This window comes from Psychrobacter glacincola, from assembly GCF_904846215.1.
GTDB classification, from domain to species: domain Bacteria; phylum Pseudomonadota; class Gammaproteobacteria; order Pseudomonadales; family Moraxellaceae; genus Psychrobacter; species Psychrobacter glacincola.
Map to the genome: position 1 here is coordinate 141,745 of NZ_CAJGZK010000002.1, position 17,479 is coordinate 159,223.

Annotated in this window: 12 protein-coding genes; 2 read left to right on the top strand and 10 right to left on the bottom strand. The window is 42.7% G+C overall.

All coding sequences use genetic code 11. The annotated features are described in order from the left end of the window. Positions 1-122: 122 nt before the first annotated feature. Positions 123-284: a hypothetical protein gene (locus tag JMW90_RS01745; protein WP_201561400.1), complete on the top strand. Its 162-nt coding sequence runs from the start codon at positions 123-125 to the stop codon at positions 282-284. Between the two features lie 428 nt (positions 285-712). Here JMW90_RS01745 and JMW90_RS01750 read toward each other — a convergent pair whose 3' ends face one another. The 9 genes from JMW90_RS01750 to JMW90_RS01790 form a co-directional block, all read right to left on the bottom strand. Then, complete coding sequence (locus tag JMW90_RS01750) at positions 713-1,120, bottom strand: ATP-dependent Clp protease adaptor ClpS (RefSeq protein ID WP_201561401.1); 408 nt, start codon at positions 1,118-1,120, stop codon at positions 713-715. Positions 1,121-1,240: 120 nt separating this feature from the next. Further along, a complete protein-coding gene (locus tag JMW90_RS01755; protein WP_201561402.1) occupies positions 1,241-2,125 on the bottom strand; it encodes a hypothetical protein in 885 nt (294 codons plus the stop codon). A gap of 103 nt (positions 2,126-2,228) precedes the next feature. Then, positions 2,229-3,296 (bottom strand): N-acetyl-gamma-glutamyl-phosphate reductase, encoded by a 1,068-nt coding sequence (gene argC, locus JMW90_RS01760; protein ID WP_201561403.1) that lies wholly within the window; start codon positions 3,294-3,296, stop codon positions 2,229-2,231. A gap of 92 nt (positions 3,297-3,388) precedes the next feature. After that, positions 3,389-4,525 carry a uroporphyrinogen decarboxylase gene (hemE, locus tag JMW90_RS01765; RefSeq protein ID WP_201561404.1) on the bottom strand — a complete coding sequence of 379 codons (1,137 nt, stop codon included), beginning with the start codon at positions 4,523-4,525 and terminating at the stop codon, positions 3,389-3,391. Positions 4,526-4,646: 121 nt separating this feature from the next. After that, on the bottom strand, positions 4,647-5,819 hold the full coding sequence (proB, locus tag JMW90_RS01770; RefSeq protein WP_201561405.1) for a glutamate 5-kinase: 1,173 nt from the start codon (positions 5,817-5,819) through the stop codon (positions 4,647-4,649). A 71-nt stretch (positions 5,820-5,890) separates the two neighbouring features. Continuing rightward, entirely contained in the window at positions 5,891-7,108 is a 1,218-nt protein-coding gene (gene cgtA, locus JMW90_RS01775) for an Obg family GTPase CgtA (RefSeq protein WP_201561406.1), read from the bottom strand. 260 nt (positions 7,109-7,368) lie between these two features. Then, positions 7,369-8,814: a glyceraldehyde-3-phosphate dehydrogenase gene (locus tag JMW90_RS01780; RefSeq protein WP_201561407.1), complete on the bottom strand. Its 1,446-nt coding sequence runs from the start codon at positions 8,812-8,814 to the stop codon at positions 7,369-7,371. Between the two features lie 345 nt (positions 8,815-9,159). Beyond that, positions 9,160-10,263: a lipocalin family protein gene (locus tag JMW90_RS01785; RefSeq protein ID WP_201561408.1), complete on the bottom strand. Its 1,104-nt coding sequence runs from the start codon at positions 10,261-10,263 to the stop codon at positions 9,160-9,162. A gap of 457 nt (positions 10,264-10,720) precedes the next feature. Next, on the bottom strand, positions 10,721-11,803 hold the full coding sequence (locus tag JMW90_RS01790; RefSeq protein ID WP_201561409.1) for an NUDIX domain-containing protein: 1,083 nt from the start codon (positions 11,801-11,803) through the stop codon (positions 10,721-10,723). A gap of 211 nt (positions 11,804-12,014) precedes the next feature. Between JMW90_RS01790 and hemP the strand changes: the two genes are divergently transcribed. Next, complete coding sequence (hemP, locus tag JMW90_RS01795; protein WP_201561410.1) at positions 12,015-12,179, top strand: hemin uptake protein HemP; 165 nt, start codon at positions 12,015-12,017, stop codon at positions 12,177-12,179. 267 nt (positions 12,180-12,446) lie between these two features. Here hemP and JMW90_RS01800 read toward each other — a convergent pair whose 3' ends face one another. Continuing rightward, complete coding sequence (locus JMW90_RS01800) at positions 12,447-17,441, bottom strand: translocation/assembly module TamB domain-containing protein (protein ID WP_201561411.1); 4,995 nt, start codon at positions 17,439-17,441, stop codon at positions 12,447-12,449. Positions 17,442-17,479: the final 38 nt, after the last annotated feature.

Sequence of the window (17,479 nt, forward strand, 5' to 3'; positions counted from 1 at the left end):
TATGATCCTCGCTTCTCTTTATCTCAACATGATACTCAAGTATAGTCAATCTATTAACGCATACTAAAATGTATCGAAGTATGGTGTGAGCATTTTTTGAAAAGACACTATTAAGAAAGGATATGGTGAATCTGACAGCGATAAAAACCAATGAACGATTTAGAGAGCCCAAAGGCAGAGTGAAAATTGGCATCATACTAAAAAACGAAGCAATAAAAAAAGAGTCTCAAACAGCAGTTGTTGGTGCAGCATTTTTAATAAAGGACTCTAAAAATCAAATGTAAATAGCGAAGCAAACAAAGCTGCCATTTGATTTAATAATGAGAAGTGTACTTAGATATATAGGGCATTACGAGATGAAAATCAAGTGTCAAACGAGAAAGTAAGCGCAGATTTAGAAAAAAATATTAGACTATAGTCAAAATATCCTAAAAACGCTACGGTATTGCGGGTATAAATTTTTTGTAGCCTCTGTCTGCGTAGGCACAGCAAGCAAGAAAAATTAATACCCGCAGTACGTAATGTATCGATATTACTTTTCACTGACTATAATAACAAACAATTGACAGCATTTGGGAAAAGACAGGTTTTTTAAAGCAAGGTCAATAGTTGATTGAAATTGCTCTAAAAAAAGCACTACAAGAGTAAAATTTATTTATAAAAGATGGGGAAAACAGAGGAGGAAAAAGTCTTATATTCAGGTGTAAAGCAACTACTCACCTTGATGCGGCTCGATTTGTGTCAATAATGGATAGCCTTCACGATGGGCAAGACTGTTGACTTTTTTGGCTTTGGTCTCAGCAATATCTTTAGGATAAATACCAGCAATACCTTTGCTGCTATTATGAATCGTCAACATAATCTCAACGGCCGAATCCACACTGTGACGGAATTCAGACTGTAAAATATAGACGACAAATTCCATCGGTGTGTAATTATCATTATACATCACCACAGCATACATAGGCGGTTTGGCCACTTCTGGCTCTGCCACTAATACATCAGCCTGCGGGGTCGTTTCACCGTCGGGCTCACCCACTTGCGCAAGACGCATAGGCATATTAGGAAAATGCCAATCTGATGTGATTGGCGTTACGGGTAATATTGTTTGTTTTATCATAATTAGCATACAAATGAATAAGTAGGTTTAATGAATAAGTATAGTTACAATAGAATATAAAAGGTTAAAAGAGATGAGTAGAATCACGCTAGGCATAGGGTTATCAGGTCTGATACCTTACTAATATTCAATAGGACTTTTATCAACCTCTGGCAAATCTAACAGTGATAATGGCATATTATCAACTTTAGCACCAAGCTTCCAATCATACAGCTGCTCGACTTCTTGACCACCGGCTTTTAGATTGAGCTTAATTTGCGAAGGCTTAAAACCCGCGGGCATTGTAAAACGACCACGAATATGAGCAACGCCTTCAATGGGATAACTTGCTGGGTCTAATGGCACTTCTACAAAATCATCGTCGTTAAGCAATGTCAACGTTGGCTTTAAACGTTTGGCTTTACCATCGCTTGCGAGCATACCAATATCAAAGCCATATTCAAAGGCATTTTCAGGTAATGGCTCAATCTTTGCACCCAATATCTGTAAAGGCATGCCGCCCTTCTCACTTACAATCTCAGCATAGAGCTCATTAAGCTGAGCGACTTGTCTATTTTCAACCATGATGGCTTGCTGATTCTCACGCAACTCTTTTAAATTTGCCAAACTTATTTCTAGCTCTTGCTTAGAAGTAGCAACCTCATTGGTCGCTATTTTATGACTGACCCGCAAATCTTTTAGCTCTTGGAGCGACTCTTTGCTGGTAATGACCGCTTGCTTGGTTTCGGTTTGCATCGAATAATAGCCACGTTGATAACCAAGTTTATGACCAAATACTAGTGCGACCATTGCCGTCACCAATATCGCAATCACAAATAACGCTAACACCAATGTAGAAGCGCCTTGTTGTGAGCGAGTAATGCTGCCATGCTTAGTGGCACTGCGCTGATTGTCAGAATACAGCGATGAACAATGTAAGCTACGCTCCAATTCATAGGAAACAGAGTTTTGGCACGATGGGCGTGCTGGCAGTGAGCAAAAGCGTAGTACACTCTTAAAACGCATTTAGGCAGTATCTCTTAACAGGAAAGGCAAGTTATTATAGCGGAATTTATAATCAATACCTAGTATCATAAATAGTAATGATTTGGTTACAAGTAAACATCTGTTAAGGAACGATGGGCGCAAAATTTAAGCCAAGAGACTCATCAAGTCCAAACATGACATTCATATTTTGCACTGCTTGCCCCGCCGCCCCTTTAACTAAATTGTCTTGTACGACAATCACCGTCAATTCGGCACGCTCATTGTCTTGATAAACAGCAATACGTAAGCGATTACTGGCACGTACACTACGGGTATCGGGATACAGCCCTTTTGGCATGACATCAATAAATGGCTCTGACTGATAGCTTTGTTCAAATACGTGTTGCCAATCTATCAAAGCACCCGTATCGGTAAGCTCCATATGAATGGAGCTCAGCATGCCACGTATCATCGGTACAAGATGCGGCAAAAAACGAATGCGATGGTTAAATTGACTGTCTAATAGCTGGGCAACACCTTGCTCAATCTCTGGCAAGTGGCGATGACCTTCAACGCTATATGCCTTAAAATTGTCTGTGCTTTCAGCATAATTAAGTGCAAGACTTGCTTGGCGACCGGCACCAGAAACGCCAGATTTTGCATCAATAACAATACGCGACTCAATCAGTGCCACTGCCTGTTGGTTTTGCAAATCTATAATGGGTTTTAAACCCAAAATAGCCGTGGTTGGATAGCAACCAGGGTTACCAACGAGCAAAGCATTAGCGATTTTGTCACGATTAATTTCAGGTAAACCATAAACGGCTGTTTTTAGTAGCTCAGGACAAGCATGTGGCTGTTGATACCAGTGCTCAAACTCAGCCAATGATTGCAGACGAAAATCAGCGGCCAGATCAATGACTCTGACGCCAGCTTGAGTAAGCGCTTCTGCCTGCTTCATTGCCACGCCATGGGGTGTGGCAAAAAATACCACATTGCACTGTTGCAATGTCGCTAGCGTCTCGTCCCCCAAGTCGCTAAACACAATATCTGAGATACCGCGTAAACTTGGAAATATCTCATCAGCGCGAGTGCCTGCTTCGCTACGCGAGGTTAGCAAATCAATAGACACCTCAGGGTGAGCAGACAATAAACGTATCAGCTCAATACCCGTATAACCTGTGCCACCAACAATCGCTGCTGAAATCATAAGACATCCTTTTTTGCTACTTTGCTATTACTTAATCAATACAAGATATAGAGTCAGTCAAATAACTGAAATTATATCTCGAATCGTCCTGCTTAGATTTTATAATCATGTACCGCATCAATGAATACTTTGGCATTATCAGGATTGACCCACTGGGTAATACCATGACCTAAATTTGCCACATAGCCGGTCTTTTCGCCGTTAACATAAGCACTATCGAGCATTGCATTGACTTCAGCACGGATAGTCGCCGGAGAACCGTACAAAGTTGCAGGGTCTAAATTACCCTGAATGGCTTTGCTACTTTGTAGTTTTTTATGGTGCTTGGTTAACTGACGCTGACTTTCGGTCAATACTTGACGGGCACGATCAATCGGCATCGTCCAGTCTAAACCTAGAGCATCCGCTTCGCTGTCGGCTTGAACGTCCAGCCACAGCCCGCCACCTTTAGTAAACAATACTACTGGTACTTCAGGATGGCGTACCTTTAACTCAGCAACAATGCGTTTATTATAAGTATGTGAGAAATCAATAAACTGACGATGACCAAGCGCGCCGCCCCAACTATCAAATATCTGCAATATCTGTGCGCCAGCCACGACTTGGGCATCGAGATAATCAATCACAGAGGTCGCTAATTTATCTAATAACTGATGTAAGAATTCAGGGTTGCTATACAAAAACCCTTTAGTATAGCGATAGTCTTTTGAGCTACCACCTTCAATCATATAAGTCGCTAGCGTCCACGGACTACCAGAAAAACCAAATAATGGTACTTGTCCATTGAGCGCGGTACGAATACTGGTCACTGCACGCATGACATAATCGAGAGAGTCATTGACATCGAGTACCGGCAATCTATCCAAATCTGCCTGCTGACGAATAGGATGTTTAAATTTAGGACCTTCACCCGCTTCAAAATAAAGACCCAATCCCATCGCGTCAGGAATAGTCAGGATATCACTGAATAAAATAGCCGCGTCTAAATCATAACGACGTAATGGCTGTAAGGTGACTTCTGTCGCACGCGCGGTATCTTTACACAGGCTCATAAAATCACCTGCTTCAGCACGGGTCGCTTTATATTCTGGTAAATAACGACCAGCTTGACGCATCATCCAGACAGGCGTGGTATCGATCGGTTCAAAACGAAGTGCTCGTAGCAATCTATCATTTTTCAAAGGCGCAAATTTTTGCTCAAGCGAATTATTATTATCTACAGCACTCATGTACAAATCTCCAAAACAGCAATATATGTAGTAAACATAGCGCTGAATAAATGACGTTAAAGAAAAGAATAGTCAAACGCGTATTATAAAAACACTTCTTAAGCAATAAATCCTGCAAGTGTTACATCGTTAATGCTAAGTTATCACGGTGTACCATGACGACGCGTTCTTCATTGTTACCGAGGATGCGATCGAACTGTTCAGTACGCTCGCGAGCAACACGGCGCGCATCTCGAGAGGAGAAGTTGACTTGACCAACGGCGATACGCTCGCCGGTATCCTGATGGACGATTTCAACCACATCGCCTTCATCGAAATCACCACGCACTTCAGACACGCCAACTGGTAATAAGCTTTTTTGATGCTTGACCACGGCTTTTGCAGCACCTGCATCAACAATTAAAGAGCCTGACATACGCAAATGCGCCGCAAGCCATTGTTTGCGGGCAATAATTTTATCTTGATCATTGGTGGTCAATAAGGTACCGACTGCTTCGCCTGCTACCACTCTAGTAATCACATCATCGATAGCGCCACTCACGATTACCGTCGGACAACCACCCATTGCAGCAAGACGACCAGCACGAATCTTAGTCAACATACCACCGCGACCCAGCTTGCCGCCATCACCTGCAATATCAAATAAATAATCAGCCATCGCACGCTCTTGACGGATCATTCTGGCATTAGGATTGTGGCGTGGATTGTCAGTAAAGACACCTTCTTGATCGGTTAAGATAATGTACAAATCGGCATTGACCATCGCCGCTGCCATCGCCCCTAAGGTATCGTTGTCACCAAACTTAATCTCATCAATGGTGATGGTATCGTTTTCATTAATGACCGGTAGCACTCGCCATTCCAATAGCTGCGTTAGCGCGCCAGTGGTATTAAGATAACGACTACGGTTAGACAAATCATCATGCGTCAGCAATAGCTGTGAGCTTTGAATACCGTGTTGAATCAATGCTGACCACCAGGTTTCAATCAAACCCATCTGTCCGACAGATGCACAGGCTTGTAATGCCGCCAGTTTTTTGGGACGTTCCTCAAGATTCATACGCACCACCCCTTCAGCAACAGCACCTGAAGATACGAGCAGCACCTCTACGCCTTGCTTATGAAGTTTAGCGATCTGCTTTGCCCATTCGTAAATGGCAGTTCGATCAAGCCCTCGACCATTATTGGTTAATAACGATGAGCCAATCTTGACAATAACGCGCTGAATATCAAAGTTACGAGCTTGCTCAACAAACCTTGCTTCTTCTATCGTGTTCTCTATGCCAACTGCCATATAAACTCCTGTTGTTATGGTAAATTAATCATGGGGATACATCTAAAAAATACGTGCAAAGACCAATCAGATTAAAGGGCGTAAATCACTTCGACGCCATCATCATCGTCATCGTTGCCATCAAAATCGTCATCCGATAAATCCATACCTTCACGTGCCGCTTTACGAGCCGCACGATACGCTTCACGCTGAGCTTCAGTATTCAGACGAACTTCTGCCTCTAAGCGCTCAAATCGTGCTTTTTGTGCATCAGCAAAGATTGGATCTTCGATTTCACGCTCACGTTCACGCTCGATCTCATTCATCAAGTGGTACTTAATGGCATCAACGCCTTCACCTGTTAGAGTGGCAGTACGAAAAACAATGCCTGTCCAGCCAAGCTCTGCCACAATATGAGTACAGAGCTCATTTAACTCTTCTTCAGCTACCTGATCGATTTTGTTTAATACCAAAATCTGCGGCAAATTCGCCAATTCAGGTGAAAAACGTTCCAGCTCATTTAAGATAATTCGAGCATTTTGTACAGGGTCGCTGCCATCAATAGGCTTGATATCAACCAAGTGTAACAGACGACGCGTACGAGCGACATGCTTTAAAAAGCGAATACCAAGTCCAGCACCTTCTGAGGCGCCTTCAATCAAACCCGGAATATCAGCCATGACAAATGAGCGATGACGACCAATATCGACCACACCCAGATTAGGTACTAACGTGGTAAAAGGATAGTCAGCAACTTTTGGTCTAGCAGCAGAGACTTGGCGGATAAAAGTAGATTTACCAGCATTAGGTAAACCAATTAAGCCCACATCAGCCACTACTTTTAGCTCAAATTTAAGAACTTTTAACTCACCTTCAAAACCTGACGTGGCTTTGCGCGGTGCTTGGTTGGTAGAGCTTTTGAAATGGGTATTACCCAAACCACCGTCACCGCCTTTGGCAATCAGTAAAGTCTGACCAATTTCAATCAAATCACCCAACACTTCATCTGTTTCGGTATCAACGACCGTCGTACCAATAGGCACTGGTAAAAAAAGATCATCAGAGCCCTTACCTGAACAGTTTCTACTATGACCATTCTCAGCGCGCATGGCGTCATGACGACGGGTATAACGATAATCAACTAGGGTATTGGTATTATCCTCTGCAATGACATAAACATCGCCGCCCTTGCCACCATCACCACCATCAGGACCACCGCGCGGGACATACTTTTCTCGGCGAAAACTGGCGATTCCGTTACCACCGTCACCTGCTTTTACCGTTACGACGGCTTCATCAATAAATCGCATCTTACCTTCCTTTATTTACAATCTGGTTTATAAGCTCAATCAAGGTTGTTTTACCTCGAGCTTATACTTGTCTTTAAAATATCTTGCAGGTTTTTACTTATCTGTCATTGCTTTATTTATGACAATAACACCCGATGACCAATCGGACTATCGGGTGCTGTATATATTACCGCTAAAATCATATTCACTTGTTTATCTAACCAATGACCTGCTTTGTAATAAAAGCATTATAACCGAGCCATTGTTATTAAACGCAAATATTAAGCTGGAATCTGCGCATAACTGATACCTGCCATTTGCGTTGCCAAACGTAATACTTGCGTACTATAGCCTACTTCGTTGTCATACCAAATATAAACAATGGCATGATTGTCCGTCAAAATAGTCGCTTGAGCATCAACGATACCCACATGCGTATCACCGACAAAATCCGTCGATACTGCTTCTGTGGAGTCCGTATAAGCAATTTGTGTCTGCCACTGGCTACTATTTGAGATTTTACGCATGAATTCATTTAATGCATCAGCACTCGCTGGCGCGGTTTTAAGGTTTAAGTTCAAAACTGCTAAGCTAACGTTTGGCGTTGGGACACGAATAGAATTACCAGTCAGCTTACCGTTTAGTTCAGGAAGCGCTTTACCAACTGCTTTAGCTGCACCAGTACTAGTAATAACCATATTCAATACCGCACTACGACCACGGCGATCCGCTTTATGATAGTTATCAATCAAGTTTTGATCATTGGTGAACGAATGAATCGTTTCAACATGACCGTTTTCGATACCGTACTCGTCATTTAACACTTTTAACGTTGGGGTAATCGCATTGGTTGTACAGCTTGCCGCACTGACGATAGTGTCATCGCCAACCGTATTGTTATTAACGCCATATACGACGTTTTTAATCTCACCGCCAGCAGGTGCCGTTAATAGCACTTTTTTTGCGCCTGTCGATTGTAGATGCTTGCCAAGACCGGCTTCATCTTTCCAAATACCCGTATTATCAATGATTAATGCATCGTTAATACCATAAGCCGTATAATCGATCTCGCTTGGGTCTTTTGCATAGATGACTTGGACAAAGCGACCATTGATAATCAAACCATTGTTTTCATCATCAACAATCACGCCGCCTGCAAAGCTACCATGAATTGAGTCACGCTCTAGCAATGAAGCACGCTTCGCCAAGTCACCAGCTGCTGCAGGACGTACGACAATGGCTTTTAACTGCATACCTTTGGTACTTGACGCTTGTGATAATAGCAGACGCGTTAAGATACGACCGATACGACCAAAACCGTATAGCACCACATCTGCCGCGCCATTGATAGCAGCATTAGTGTTATCAATAGACTGCAATGCCGCTTGGATACCGCTGTCATTAGCAATTAGCTGACCAACGTCAACACGAGTAGCTTGAATGTCTTTGTTATCCGCTAAAACTTTCACCATCGCTAAGGTATCAGCGATATCAATAGCATGAGCACCTTGGTCACGCAAGGCAACTTTTTGATGCAACGCCAATATTTGACCTACTGAATGGGTGTCTAGCGTATCACCAAATAAAGTCACTTGTACATCTTGCTCGTTATAGAGCTTATTCAATAGCCCCATCAGCTCAATCGCTTGTTGCTCTTGATTATTATAGTTGCTCAAATGGTCTTGATGTAATTGGCGTAAGGTATCAGCGTTACTCACGAGAAACATCCTTATGGTCAGTATTGGGGAATCAGTAAAATAGGAAGAAATATCATTGAATAGGGTATATACAGTCTATGCACTCACTCAGATATGCTAACAGACGACTGCTGTCATCGGTTATTATCATAGAAGTCTGTAGATAAGCTAGATTTTAGCTTAAAACGCCTTATTTTGCTAGTGATAACAAATTTGTATGAGTCAGAAGCTATTTGATGACTACCGATTTAGCATAATAAAACGGGTTATTACGATAAAGGCAGCCTATTATGCTGCCTTATTATAAATCCATTTAAACAATGATAAATACAAGAGCCGTGATAAATAAAGGCAATATAAACCATTATTAGACTTTTATGGAATCAAATTCACCGTCTGCTTACTCTGCGACGTTAATTTAAATTCTTTTAAGTCGTAACCCTGTTGCTGGGCAATTTGACGGTATTTGGCATAAGTTTCTTGGCTTACGTTTGGCGAACGAGCCAGCAGCCATAAATACTTTTTATCAGGGGTACCAACCAGAGCGGTTTTGTAGTCTGGATCACGTGCCAATATCCAATAGTCAGCTCGCCCTACTGGCAACCAACGAATCCACGATGGCAAAAAGGTCACTTTCAGTTTACTACCTGTCGCATCAGCAGGTTTTGCTAAGCCTTCAGCGTTAATACTTGAACCATCTTCAGCTTTGCACTGGTTGATAACTTTAATGCCCGAACCATCGCTTTTTTCAATATAGGTCGCGGTCACATCGCTGGCGCAGTTGCGCTGAAAATACATCGGCAATCGACCTATCTCATACCAAGTACCAGCATATTTATTGAGATCAACGCTATCTACCGTAGTCGGTGTACTAGCAGATTTATGAATAATATTACTGGCTTTAACATCGACTAACGCTGTCGTGGCCTTAATGGTGTTTGCGGCAGCAGCTTGGGTCACAGGCGGTGTCGCTGCATAAGCAGAAAATGCCGCTAGTGGGATGATAATAGCTAGGGCAATGCCAGTATGCTTGATAAGACCATTCATAAATATACGCTCCGGTATTTCTGCAATAGTTGCTGGGTCTTTAGTAAAGATATTATTTCCTGCCTCAACTGTCGATTGCTCAAATTCTTCAAAAATATTGGTCTTACTAGAGTTGATATCAACAGCACTGGCTGTAAAGATATTATTATCCATTACGCTAGAATTTTTTGTGCTTACTTCAGTTTTTTTGACACTTTTATAGCCAAAAAAGCTGGCTTGGCTAGACATATCTTGCGCCAGACTATCCAAATACTCGTCATTACAAATTTTGTACCTATAGCTAGCATCGTTACTAGCATGGTCAATATTACCTGCTTGTATTGCCTCATATTTATGTAACTGATGCTTAGATGCCTGGTCAGTCTGCTGCGATTGAGAACCAGCTGCCTTAAAATCAGACCATACTGATCTCGGTAAGTTGTTGGTTTTCATAGGGATACCATTTATTCATAGTGATTATTAAAAGCGCTTTTTTATCAGACAGATACAAAATAATTTCCATTAATCACTTCGACAATAGATAAATGAACATTAAATTTGTTATAAGAATTAAGAGTTGCTGTAATAACCCATTGGGCTATTCTGCGCCCTTCGATAAGTAATGACTTATAGTAATGGTAAAGCCCCAATCAAAACAGTGTAGCAATGTAGGAAAACGCAACGGTTTGTAAGTAATTCTGTATATAGACCACGGAAGATTACAATTTTATTAACTATTAAAAAATATTGAAAGCAGTGACTTACCTTATCTAATTGCCAGCGTCATATTTAGCTTAGAATTAAAGCAAGCCTCTGCTCTATCTACGCTACTGGTATCAATCTCAATAGTTAATTATGTGCTTAGCATTTCAAGTTATTATAAAGATAATAATAGCAATGGCGCTAATACCTATTTTAAAAACTGCCGAATGCCAGCGACGGCGACCGCGCCATGTAACATCGCTTGTTGATACATCATAGGGGACAAACCACCCAAACCGATAACTGGCATGTCTGCTAATGCTGCTAATTTTGACCACGCCTGCCAACCTAACGGCGGCGTATCAGGATGGGTTTGGGTGTACTCAACAGGTGCCAAAAAAATACCGATAACGGGTGGTAGCTGCTGCTGCAAGCGAGCATACGCCAGTTGATTGGCAGCATTAATACTATCTGCATTATGACAGCTGACTATCAATGGCAAGCTTGTAGATACGGCAGAGTACGACATAGACTCTTTTGCATCGCTGCTTGACCGTTGCATAAGCTGAGTCTGTGTTAAATGTTTTGCTATAATTTGACGACTTATTACAGCATTATCTGCTTTGTCAGTATCCAAATTGTCAGGGGTAATTGCTTGAATATCAGGACGTAGTTGTAATAGCTGCTTGATACTGTTTTCTGCCCCTGCTGCTTTTGTTCGCATATAAACCCAAGCATCAGCCGCTATATGCTCATGATGATACTGTGACCATGCGGTCATAGGATTGGAAGAGTCGCTAAAGTGCGCTAGGGGATAAGTAACCGTTATATGCGCTGGTAGTTGCAACCACGTAAGAATTGTCTTATTGGCAGCTGGTAAATCATAATGCCCTGCTAGCAGCTTTGCTTTTTCTACCCATGTCAGCTTTTGACCTTCTAAGCCATAGCTTAGATTTTTATATTGCGCATATTGTTGCGCAGTTACTTCAATGCGGTAGACCTGTAAGCAGACCTGCTTATCCCCATAATCATGATGCAATCGACCCAGTTTAACCGCCGTATTATTGTCGATGTTTATGCCTGTCTCTTCAGCAACTTCTCGTATCAGCGCTTGTTTTGCTGTTTCGTGAGCGTCTATCTTTCCGCCTACAAACTCATAACGGTTACCTTGGTGCTGAGAAGTCCCTCTAAATCCCAGTAAATATTGATTTTGATAATGAATAACGGCAACGGCTACATTGACTGTCGTTATTGAATTATTTTTTATAGAGGTACTTTGCTCGACTGACATCCTATTTTCCTTTATGGCTGCTGAGATTGATGGCTACGATTGCTGAAATAAAAAACCGTTAGATAAGTTTACACAATCGCCTTCATTTACTTTATTAATTAGCTTGCAAAAACATTCAATCTAAATGATAATTATTATCGTTAATAAATTATGTTCTATTAGTATTTATTGCTTTGCATATTTGCCATTTTGCTATCAAAAGGAATTTACCATGAGTCTTGTTGTCTCTCGTCATTTGAGCTTCCGTGAAAACCGTCTGCCTACTTTACAATCACAGCACCTGTTTGCTTTGACTAAAGAGGTACGTATTGAACATGAGGGCGAAGAATATCGCCTACGCTTAACGCGTAACAATCGATTGATCTTAACCAAATAAAATGTCTTAATACTCATAAAAAAACGCCTTTATAAAGGCGTTTTTTTATTTGATCAAATGATCATATAGTTAAAATATTTCAAAAACGCTACAGTGCTGCTGGTATAAATTTTTTGCAGCCTCTGTCTGCGTAGGCACAGCAAGCAAGAAAAATTAATATCAGCAGTACTTGATGTATCGATATTACTTTTCCCTGACTATAGTGGATTAACTGACTACCTTCAATCCGCCAAAACCATAACAAGTATGACTTTTTAGCTACAATCGTTAGAACTGCCAACTATAAACCACATCCACGGCATTTTCTGCTGCTGACGTTGCCTCTACATAGATACGGCGGGTCAACTGGTAACGTATCGATAGGCTATTTTGCGCATTAAAGACGCCCACACCATAGCGGATATATAAGTCAGGGGTCACATAACCGGTGACATTGACATTGGTATCTTCACTGCTGCCTGAAGCATCAACCGTCAAGCTTTGGAAGCCAAATGCTTGACCGATTTGATTGGTCAAATTACGCGTACCGCTCAGCCCAAAGCTCAGTCCAGCAGCCGCTAAGTTATTGGTAACTTGAGATTTAAAGCCTTGCTCACTGATTTGAGTGGCGCTTTGATTATTAATACGACCCGTTATCAAAGCATTCATCGCCTGCTGCTGCGTAAGCCCAGCATTGTTGAAAACGATAATATTAGGGCTTTCGGTATTACCTTTGACGCGGACACCAACTGTTTTACCGCTAATATTCTTAACCGCTTCGATACTCAGACTCGGTTTCATCACATCGCCGTTAAAGCGCACTTGACCATAGTTAAGCTCTAGATTTTGACCAAAGGCGTTGATATTGGTACGACGTGATACTTGCACGACACCTTTTGCGCGCATGATGCCCGTACCATTTTGCGTGATATTAATCGCCCCTGCTAAAGGAATCACCGCACCAAAACCGCGGAAGTTAATATCATTGCCCAAATCGATACCGATATCAGCATTGATTGACCAAGGTTTTGAGATGGCCAAGACCTCATCAATATTACCAATGAGGCGACGGTCAAGCACAACGACGTCTTCGCTTTGAGTAACGATGTCTTCACTAGCTTCTGGTGGACGAATGGTCGCTGACGGCACACTGACTGCCCCTGTAATATTGACATAACGATCGCCTGGACGCACGATAATATCGATATCAGGATTGACTTCAGCCACTAATAATGGCGGCTGGGTTAATACCAAACGCTTGCCAATAATACTCAGTTTTGCCTGTAGTTTTTGTTGCCAGTCAACGGTGCCGGTGAGCGTTCCAGTACCTGTGCCACTATTAAACTTGCCATCAATGACCGCTTGCGTACCACGAATTTTGGCGTTGGCATTCACTTTATTTAAATTAATGGGCAAACCAAGGACCGCCATACGACCATTAGCCAACTTCACATCACCATAGAACTGCGGCTTATCTAGCGTACCTCCTAAGCCACCTGCCATGGTGATATTGCCTTCAAGCACTCGCATCCCAGGAAAGAAAGGCTTGAAAATGGCCAAGTTAAGCTCATTGAGCACAAGTGCACCTGAGATTGGTTTTGGCGTTTTATAAGGGTCGATGATGACTTCTGCATAACCACGAGCACCGCGACCTGTATTGATATCTGAGCGTATTTTTAGACCATTTGGTACAGACACAGCAATGAGTGAAATACGCTTGTAAGGTAGGGTGACAGGCAAGCTATCGCCGTCTTGAATCAAGCCAATTTTACCGTTGTCAGAGTACAGTGTGGTGTTAATGGTCGGTGGACGACCACGTTGCCAGCCGATAATCGCCTTACCATTAATCTTGCCGTGCCAATCAATATCTTTCGGTAAAAACGCCGAAAATAGCGAGGTATCTATTTTCTGTATCGCCAAATCAACTTGACCACTGGCAGCTGAAGCGATGAGGTTTTCACGTAAACACAGCTTGCCGGTTTGGTCAGTCGCCTGCCAACAATGTGCCGCCAGCTGTACTTTTAAGTCCGAGCTATTTTTACCTTGTTTCTTAGGCAAATTAACAATCAGTTGCGCCGGCTGCAACTGATTTAATGTGGCATATTTGGATTTAACTTGACCCTTGCCGATGACGCCTGACCAGCTAAGCTTATCTCGATTAAAGCCACCTTTGAGCCTTGCTGAGATATTGAGCTTCTCATTAAGCAGATCAAAATCAACTACGTGCGCTTGTTCAGTACCATTAAAGGTTGCCTTAAGACTTTTGAAACTTTGCCCCGCCACTGTTAATCCTTCGGCAGTGACAATGAACTGGCTTGGACTGTTTGCTAAGTTAACCAGTTTGCCGCGAATACGACCTTGACGTAGTATAAAGCCTGGCAGCGAGATACGCTCACCTACCAAATCAACATAGATCGTCGGCAATGCTTGTCCTGCTGGCTGTGACAAAGTGGCACCGCCAGAGACTTTACCACCAAGCTTATCTGAGAGCTGATCAAGGCTTGTGATATTAATTTTAGCTTGTAGCTGTTTGGCATTACCGTTAGCGGTGAGGTAATTATCACCCCAACGCAGTACCAAATTATTGGCATTTAAGCTTTCAATTAACGCGTTCACTTGCTTATATTGTGCCTGCGCATCTTGTTTTTGCAAACGTTGGAAATAGCTTGCCAAGTCTTTTGGTAGATGTAGTTTGGCTGTCAAGCTGCCTTTGGCGCTAAGTGGTTGACCTTTTAACATCCCACTCAAATTTACTTGTTTGATATTAATCGTCTGCTGGGTATCGCCCCAACGTCCACTGCTATCAATGGTGCCGGTAATCGTACTCGGTATGTCCTTGAAGAAATAACCTAAATTAAAGCGATCCATGACTGCATCAATATCCCAAGCAAGACCTTGGCGCATATCAACGGTGCCTTTAGCATCAATACTGCCTGCTGCGCCCACATGTCGGAAACGCTTGATACGAATGAGCTGTGCATTACCACTGGCATCAATGGTCAGTTTACCTGCTGGCAATTGCTCAGCGTCTAAGACCCCATCAAAGTTTACGACGAAATTTTTCAGTACGCCTTTTGCCTTAGCATTATTCTTTGGCGGACTTTGCCATACGCCACTGGTTTTTAAATCGCCGGTAATAATGGCAGCATTATTAGGCAAGAAATAACCCAGATTAAACTTATCAAAGCGACCATCTAGCGTCCAGCCGATGTTATTTCTTAGGTCAATAACACCTTTGGCTTTGACCGCACCTGCTTCGCCATTATAATTTAACTTACGAACACTAATCAGATTTGGCGTACCAGCGGCATCGATTGATAAGCGACCTTTTGGCACATCAGCGGTATCAATTTGACCATCAAAACGCGCGTCAAAGACCGATAGCTTACCGCCGATAATATCGACACTGGCATCACCGCTGCCAGTGATACCGATATCACGACCTTTCTGCGTGGCATCCAGCTGCGCTTGCAAATCCGTATTATTAAAACTGATAATATGCCGCTGACCTTTAACGCGGTTTTTAGTGATATTCAGCAGTCGCCCGCGGGCACTGATACGACCAGTTAGGCGCTCAAGTGGTATGTCACTGCGGTATTTTTTGGGCAATAAGCCATTGGTACGTGCATCAATCTGCCAAGTAAGCGGACGTTTTTTACTTGCCAATTGAATCTGACCTGTCCCTGATAAATCGCCCACCACCCCTTTATAGTTTAGGCGGTTGATATCAATGACATTGCCAGCCTTACGCAGCTTGACATCGTAATTGCCTTTGGGCGCAGCATTCAGCTCATTAATAATGGCTTTACCATCGACCGAAAGATTTGCGCCGCGGACAATCACCTTTGCTTGTCCACTAGGGCTATCAATGTTGCCGATATTAGGGATATTTTTACGTACAAGGTTCTGCCATTTCGCATCAATATACAAAGGCGCGACTTGCTTAGATTTGGCTGAGGTTTTGCCACGGACGATATTGGCATTGACTCGCTCACCATCACGCTGACGTAATGCCGCATCCAGTTCCATATTACCTGCATTATTTTTTTGCTGATAATGAACGGACAATCGACCGTTTAACTTTTGCGGGGCATATACTTTAAAGGCTGCATATTTTTTAGGAATGACGCGCCGCACATCAAAGTTACTGCCGCTTGCTCTTACCTTGGCATCAAAACTGCCGTTCCAATCCAAGATACCTTGCAATATCAAATTGCCAGCGGCAACATCGGCATCTAAGCGATCGACACGTAACTGACGATTGGCAAGAATGGCGCGTCCTTGGTACTGTCCTGAGGGAATGTCTTTGGCGGTCAATTCGGTATTGATACGCAGGCGTATCTCTGAGATCACACCTGATGCGGTCGCGATACCACTCTTTAAGTGGATGTTTTGACTGTCCGCATAAGGCACCAGAATATCGTCCCATTCAAGCTTTGCCTGAAACGGCGCATCAGGATCCAAACCTTGCACCACAAAGTCGCCACTAACCGCACCATCATTGTAACGGCTACTGATCTTGCCAACGGTACGCTTTAACGTGCCTGTTACGGTGATGTTCAGCGGGTCAATATAGGCTTTTTCTAAAGCGCTGACCTCTACAATGGCACTCAAATCTAAAGGATAGTCGCCTTGTAAATCGGCATGACCCTCTAAAGCACTGACCTTAACCATATCACCATATCGCAAACTACCGCGACCAACCGTCACCATACTGCCAACCCAAGTCAAATCACGGGCTTCAACATCATGCACAACAATGGGGTCACGGGTTACTTGCTTATAAATAACGGTTTTTACTTTTGCATGATCGAAACGTAGATTGACCGGTAAGCTTAAGGTTCTATAATCGAAAGCTTTGCCTGTTGGCGGTTTTTTATTGATAATCTCAATGGTTTGTATGTCTGCATCACGCAAGTGCACTTCTTTGGCAAAGACGGCGCGCCAGCCTATTTTGACATAGGCTTTATCTACCAATATCTCAAGATCTTCATTGGCAACAATATCGATATCAGTGAGCCATAGACCCTCGCGCAGATTACCGCTACCGTATTTGAATTCAATACCGGTTTCTGCACTGATTTTTCCTAAGATAAACTTAGTACCTGACTCAGTACCCGCCGCATATAAGAAGATGGCAAACATAATCGCTAGCACGATAAGAATCAGCACCAGCAATTTGAGCACAAAAGATACTGGATACCAACGTCTTACGGCGCGGGCATCTCGTTGTGCTGGATCTTCATCTAATGGCTCATTAGGCAGGGTATTTTTGGTCGACATGACACTCAACTACGTTAAAGAATGAATTACCAGCAATC

What these genes read in the sequence shown, in the direction of transcription:
- JMW90_RS01745 (WP_201561400.1), top strand. Translation starts at nt 123, where the DNA reads ATGGTGAATCTGACAGCGATAAAAACCAATGAACGATTTAGAGAGCCC.
- JMW90_RS01750 (WP_201561401.1), bottom strand. Translation starts at nt 1,120, where the DNA reads ATGATAAAACAAACAATATTACCCGTAACGCCAATCACATCAGATTGG.
- JMW90_RS01755 (WP_201561402.1), bottom strand. Translation starts at nt 2,125, where the DNA reads ATGCGTTTTAAGAGTGTACTACGCTTTTGCTCACTGCCAGCACGCCCA.
- argC (WP_201561403.1), bottom strand. Translation starts at nt 3,296, where the DNA reads ATGATTTCAGCAGCGATTGTTGGTGGCACAGGTTATACGGGTATTGAG.
- hemE (WP_201561404.1), bottom strand. Translation starts at nt 4,525, where the DNA reads ATGAGTGCTGTAGATAATAATAATTCGCTTGAGCAAAAATTTGCGCCT.
- proB (WP_201561405.1), bottom strand. Translation starts at nt 5,819, where the DNA reads ATGGCAGTTGGCATAGAGAACACGATAGAAGAAGCAAGGTTTGTTGAG.
- cgtA (WP_201561406.1), bottom strand. Translation starts at nt 7,108, where the DNA reads ATGCGATTTATTGATGAAGCCGTCGTAACGGTAAAAGCAGGTGACGGT.
- JMW90_RS01780 (WP_201561407.1), bottom strand. Translation starts at nt 8,814, where the DNA reads ATGTTTCTCGTGAGTAACGCTGATACCTTACGCCAATTACATCAAGAC.
- JMW90_RS01785 (WP_201561408.1), bottom strand. Translation starts at nt 10,263, where the DNA reads ATGAAAACCAACAACTTACCGAGATCAGTATGGTCTGATTTTAAGGCA.
- JMW90_RS01790 (WP_201561409.1), bottom strand. Translation starts at nt 11,803, where the DNA reads ATGTCAGTCGAGCAAAGTACCTCTATAAAAAATAATTCAATAACGACA.
- hemP (WP_201561410.1), top strand. Translation starts at nt 12,015, where the DNA reads ATGAGTCTTGTTGTCTCTCGTCATTTGAGCTTCCGTGAAAACCGTCTG.
- JMW90_RS01800 (WP_201561411.1), bottom strand. Translation starts at nt 17,441, where the DNA reads ATGTCGACCAAAAATACCCTGCCTAATGAGCCATTAGATGAAGATCCA.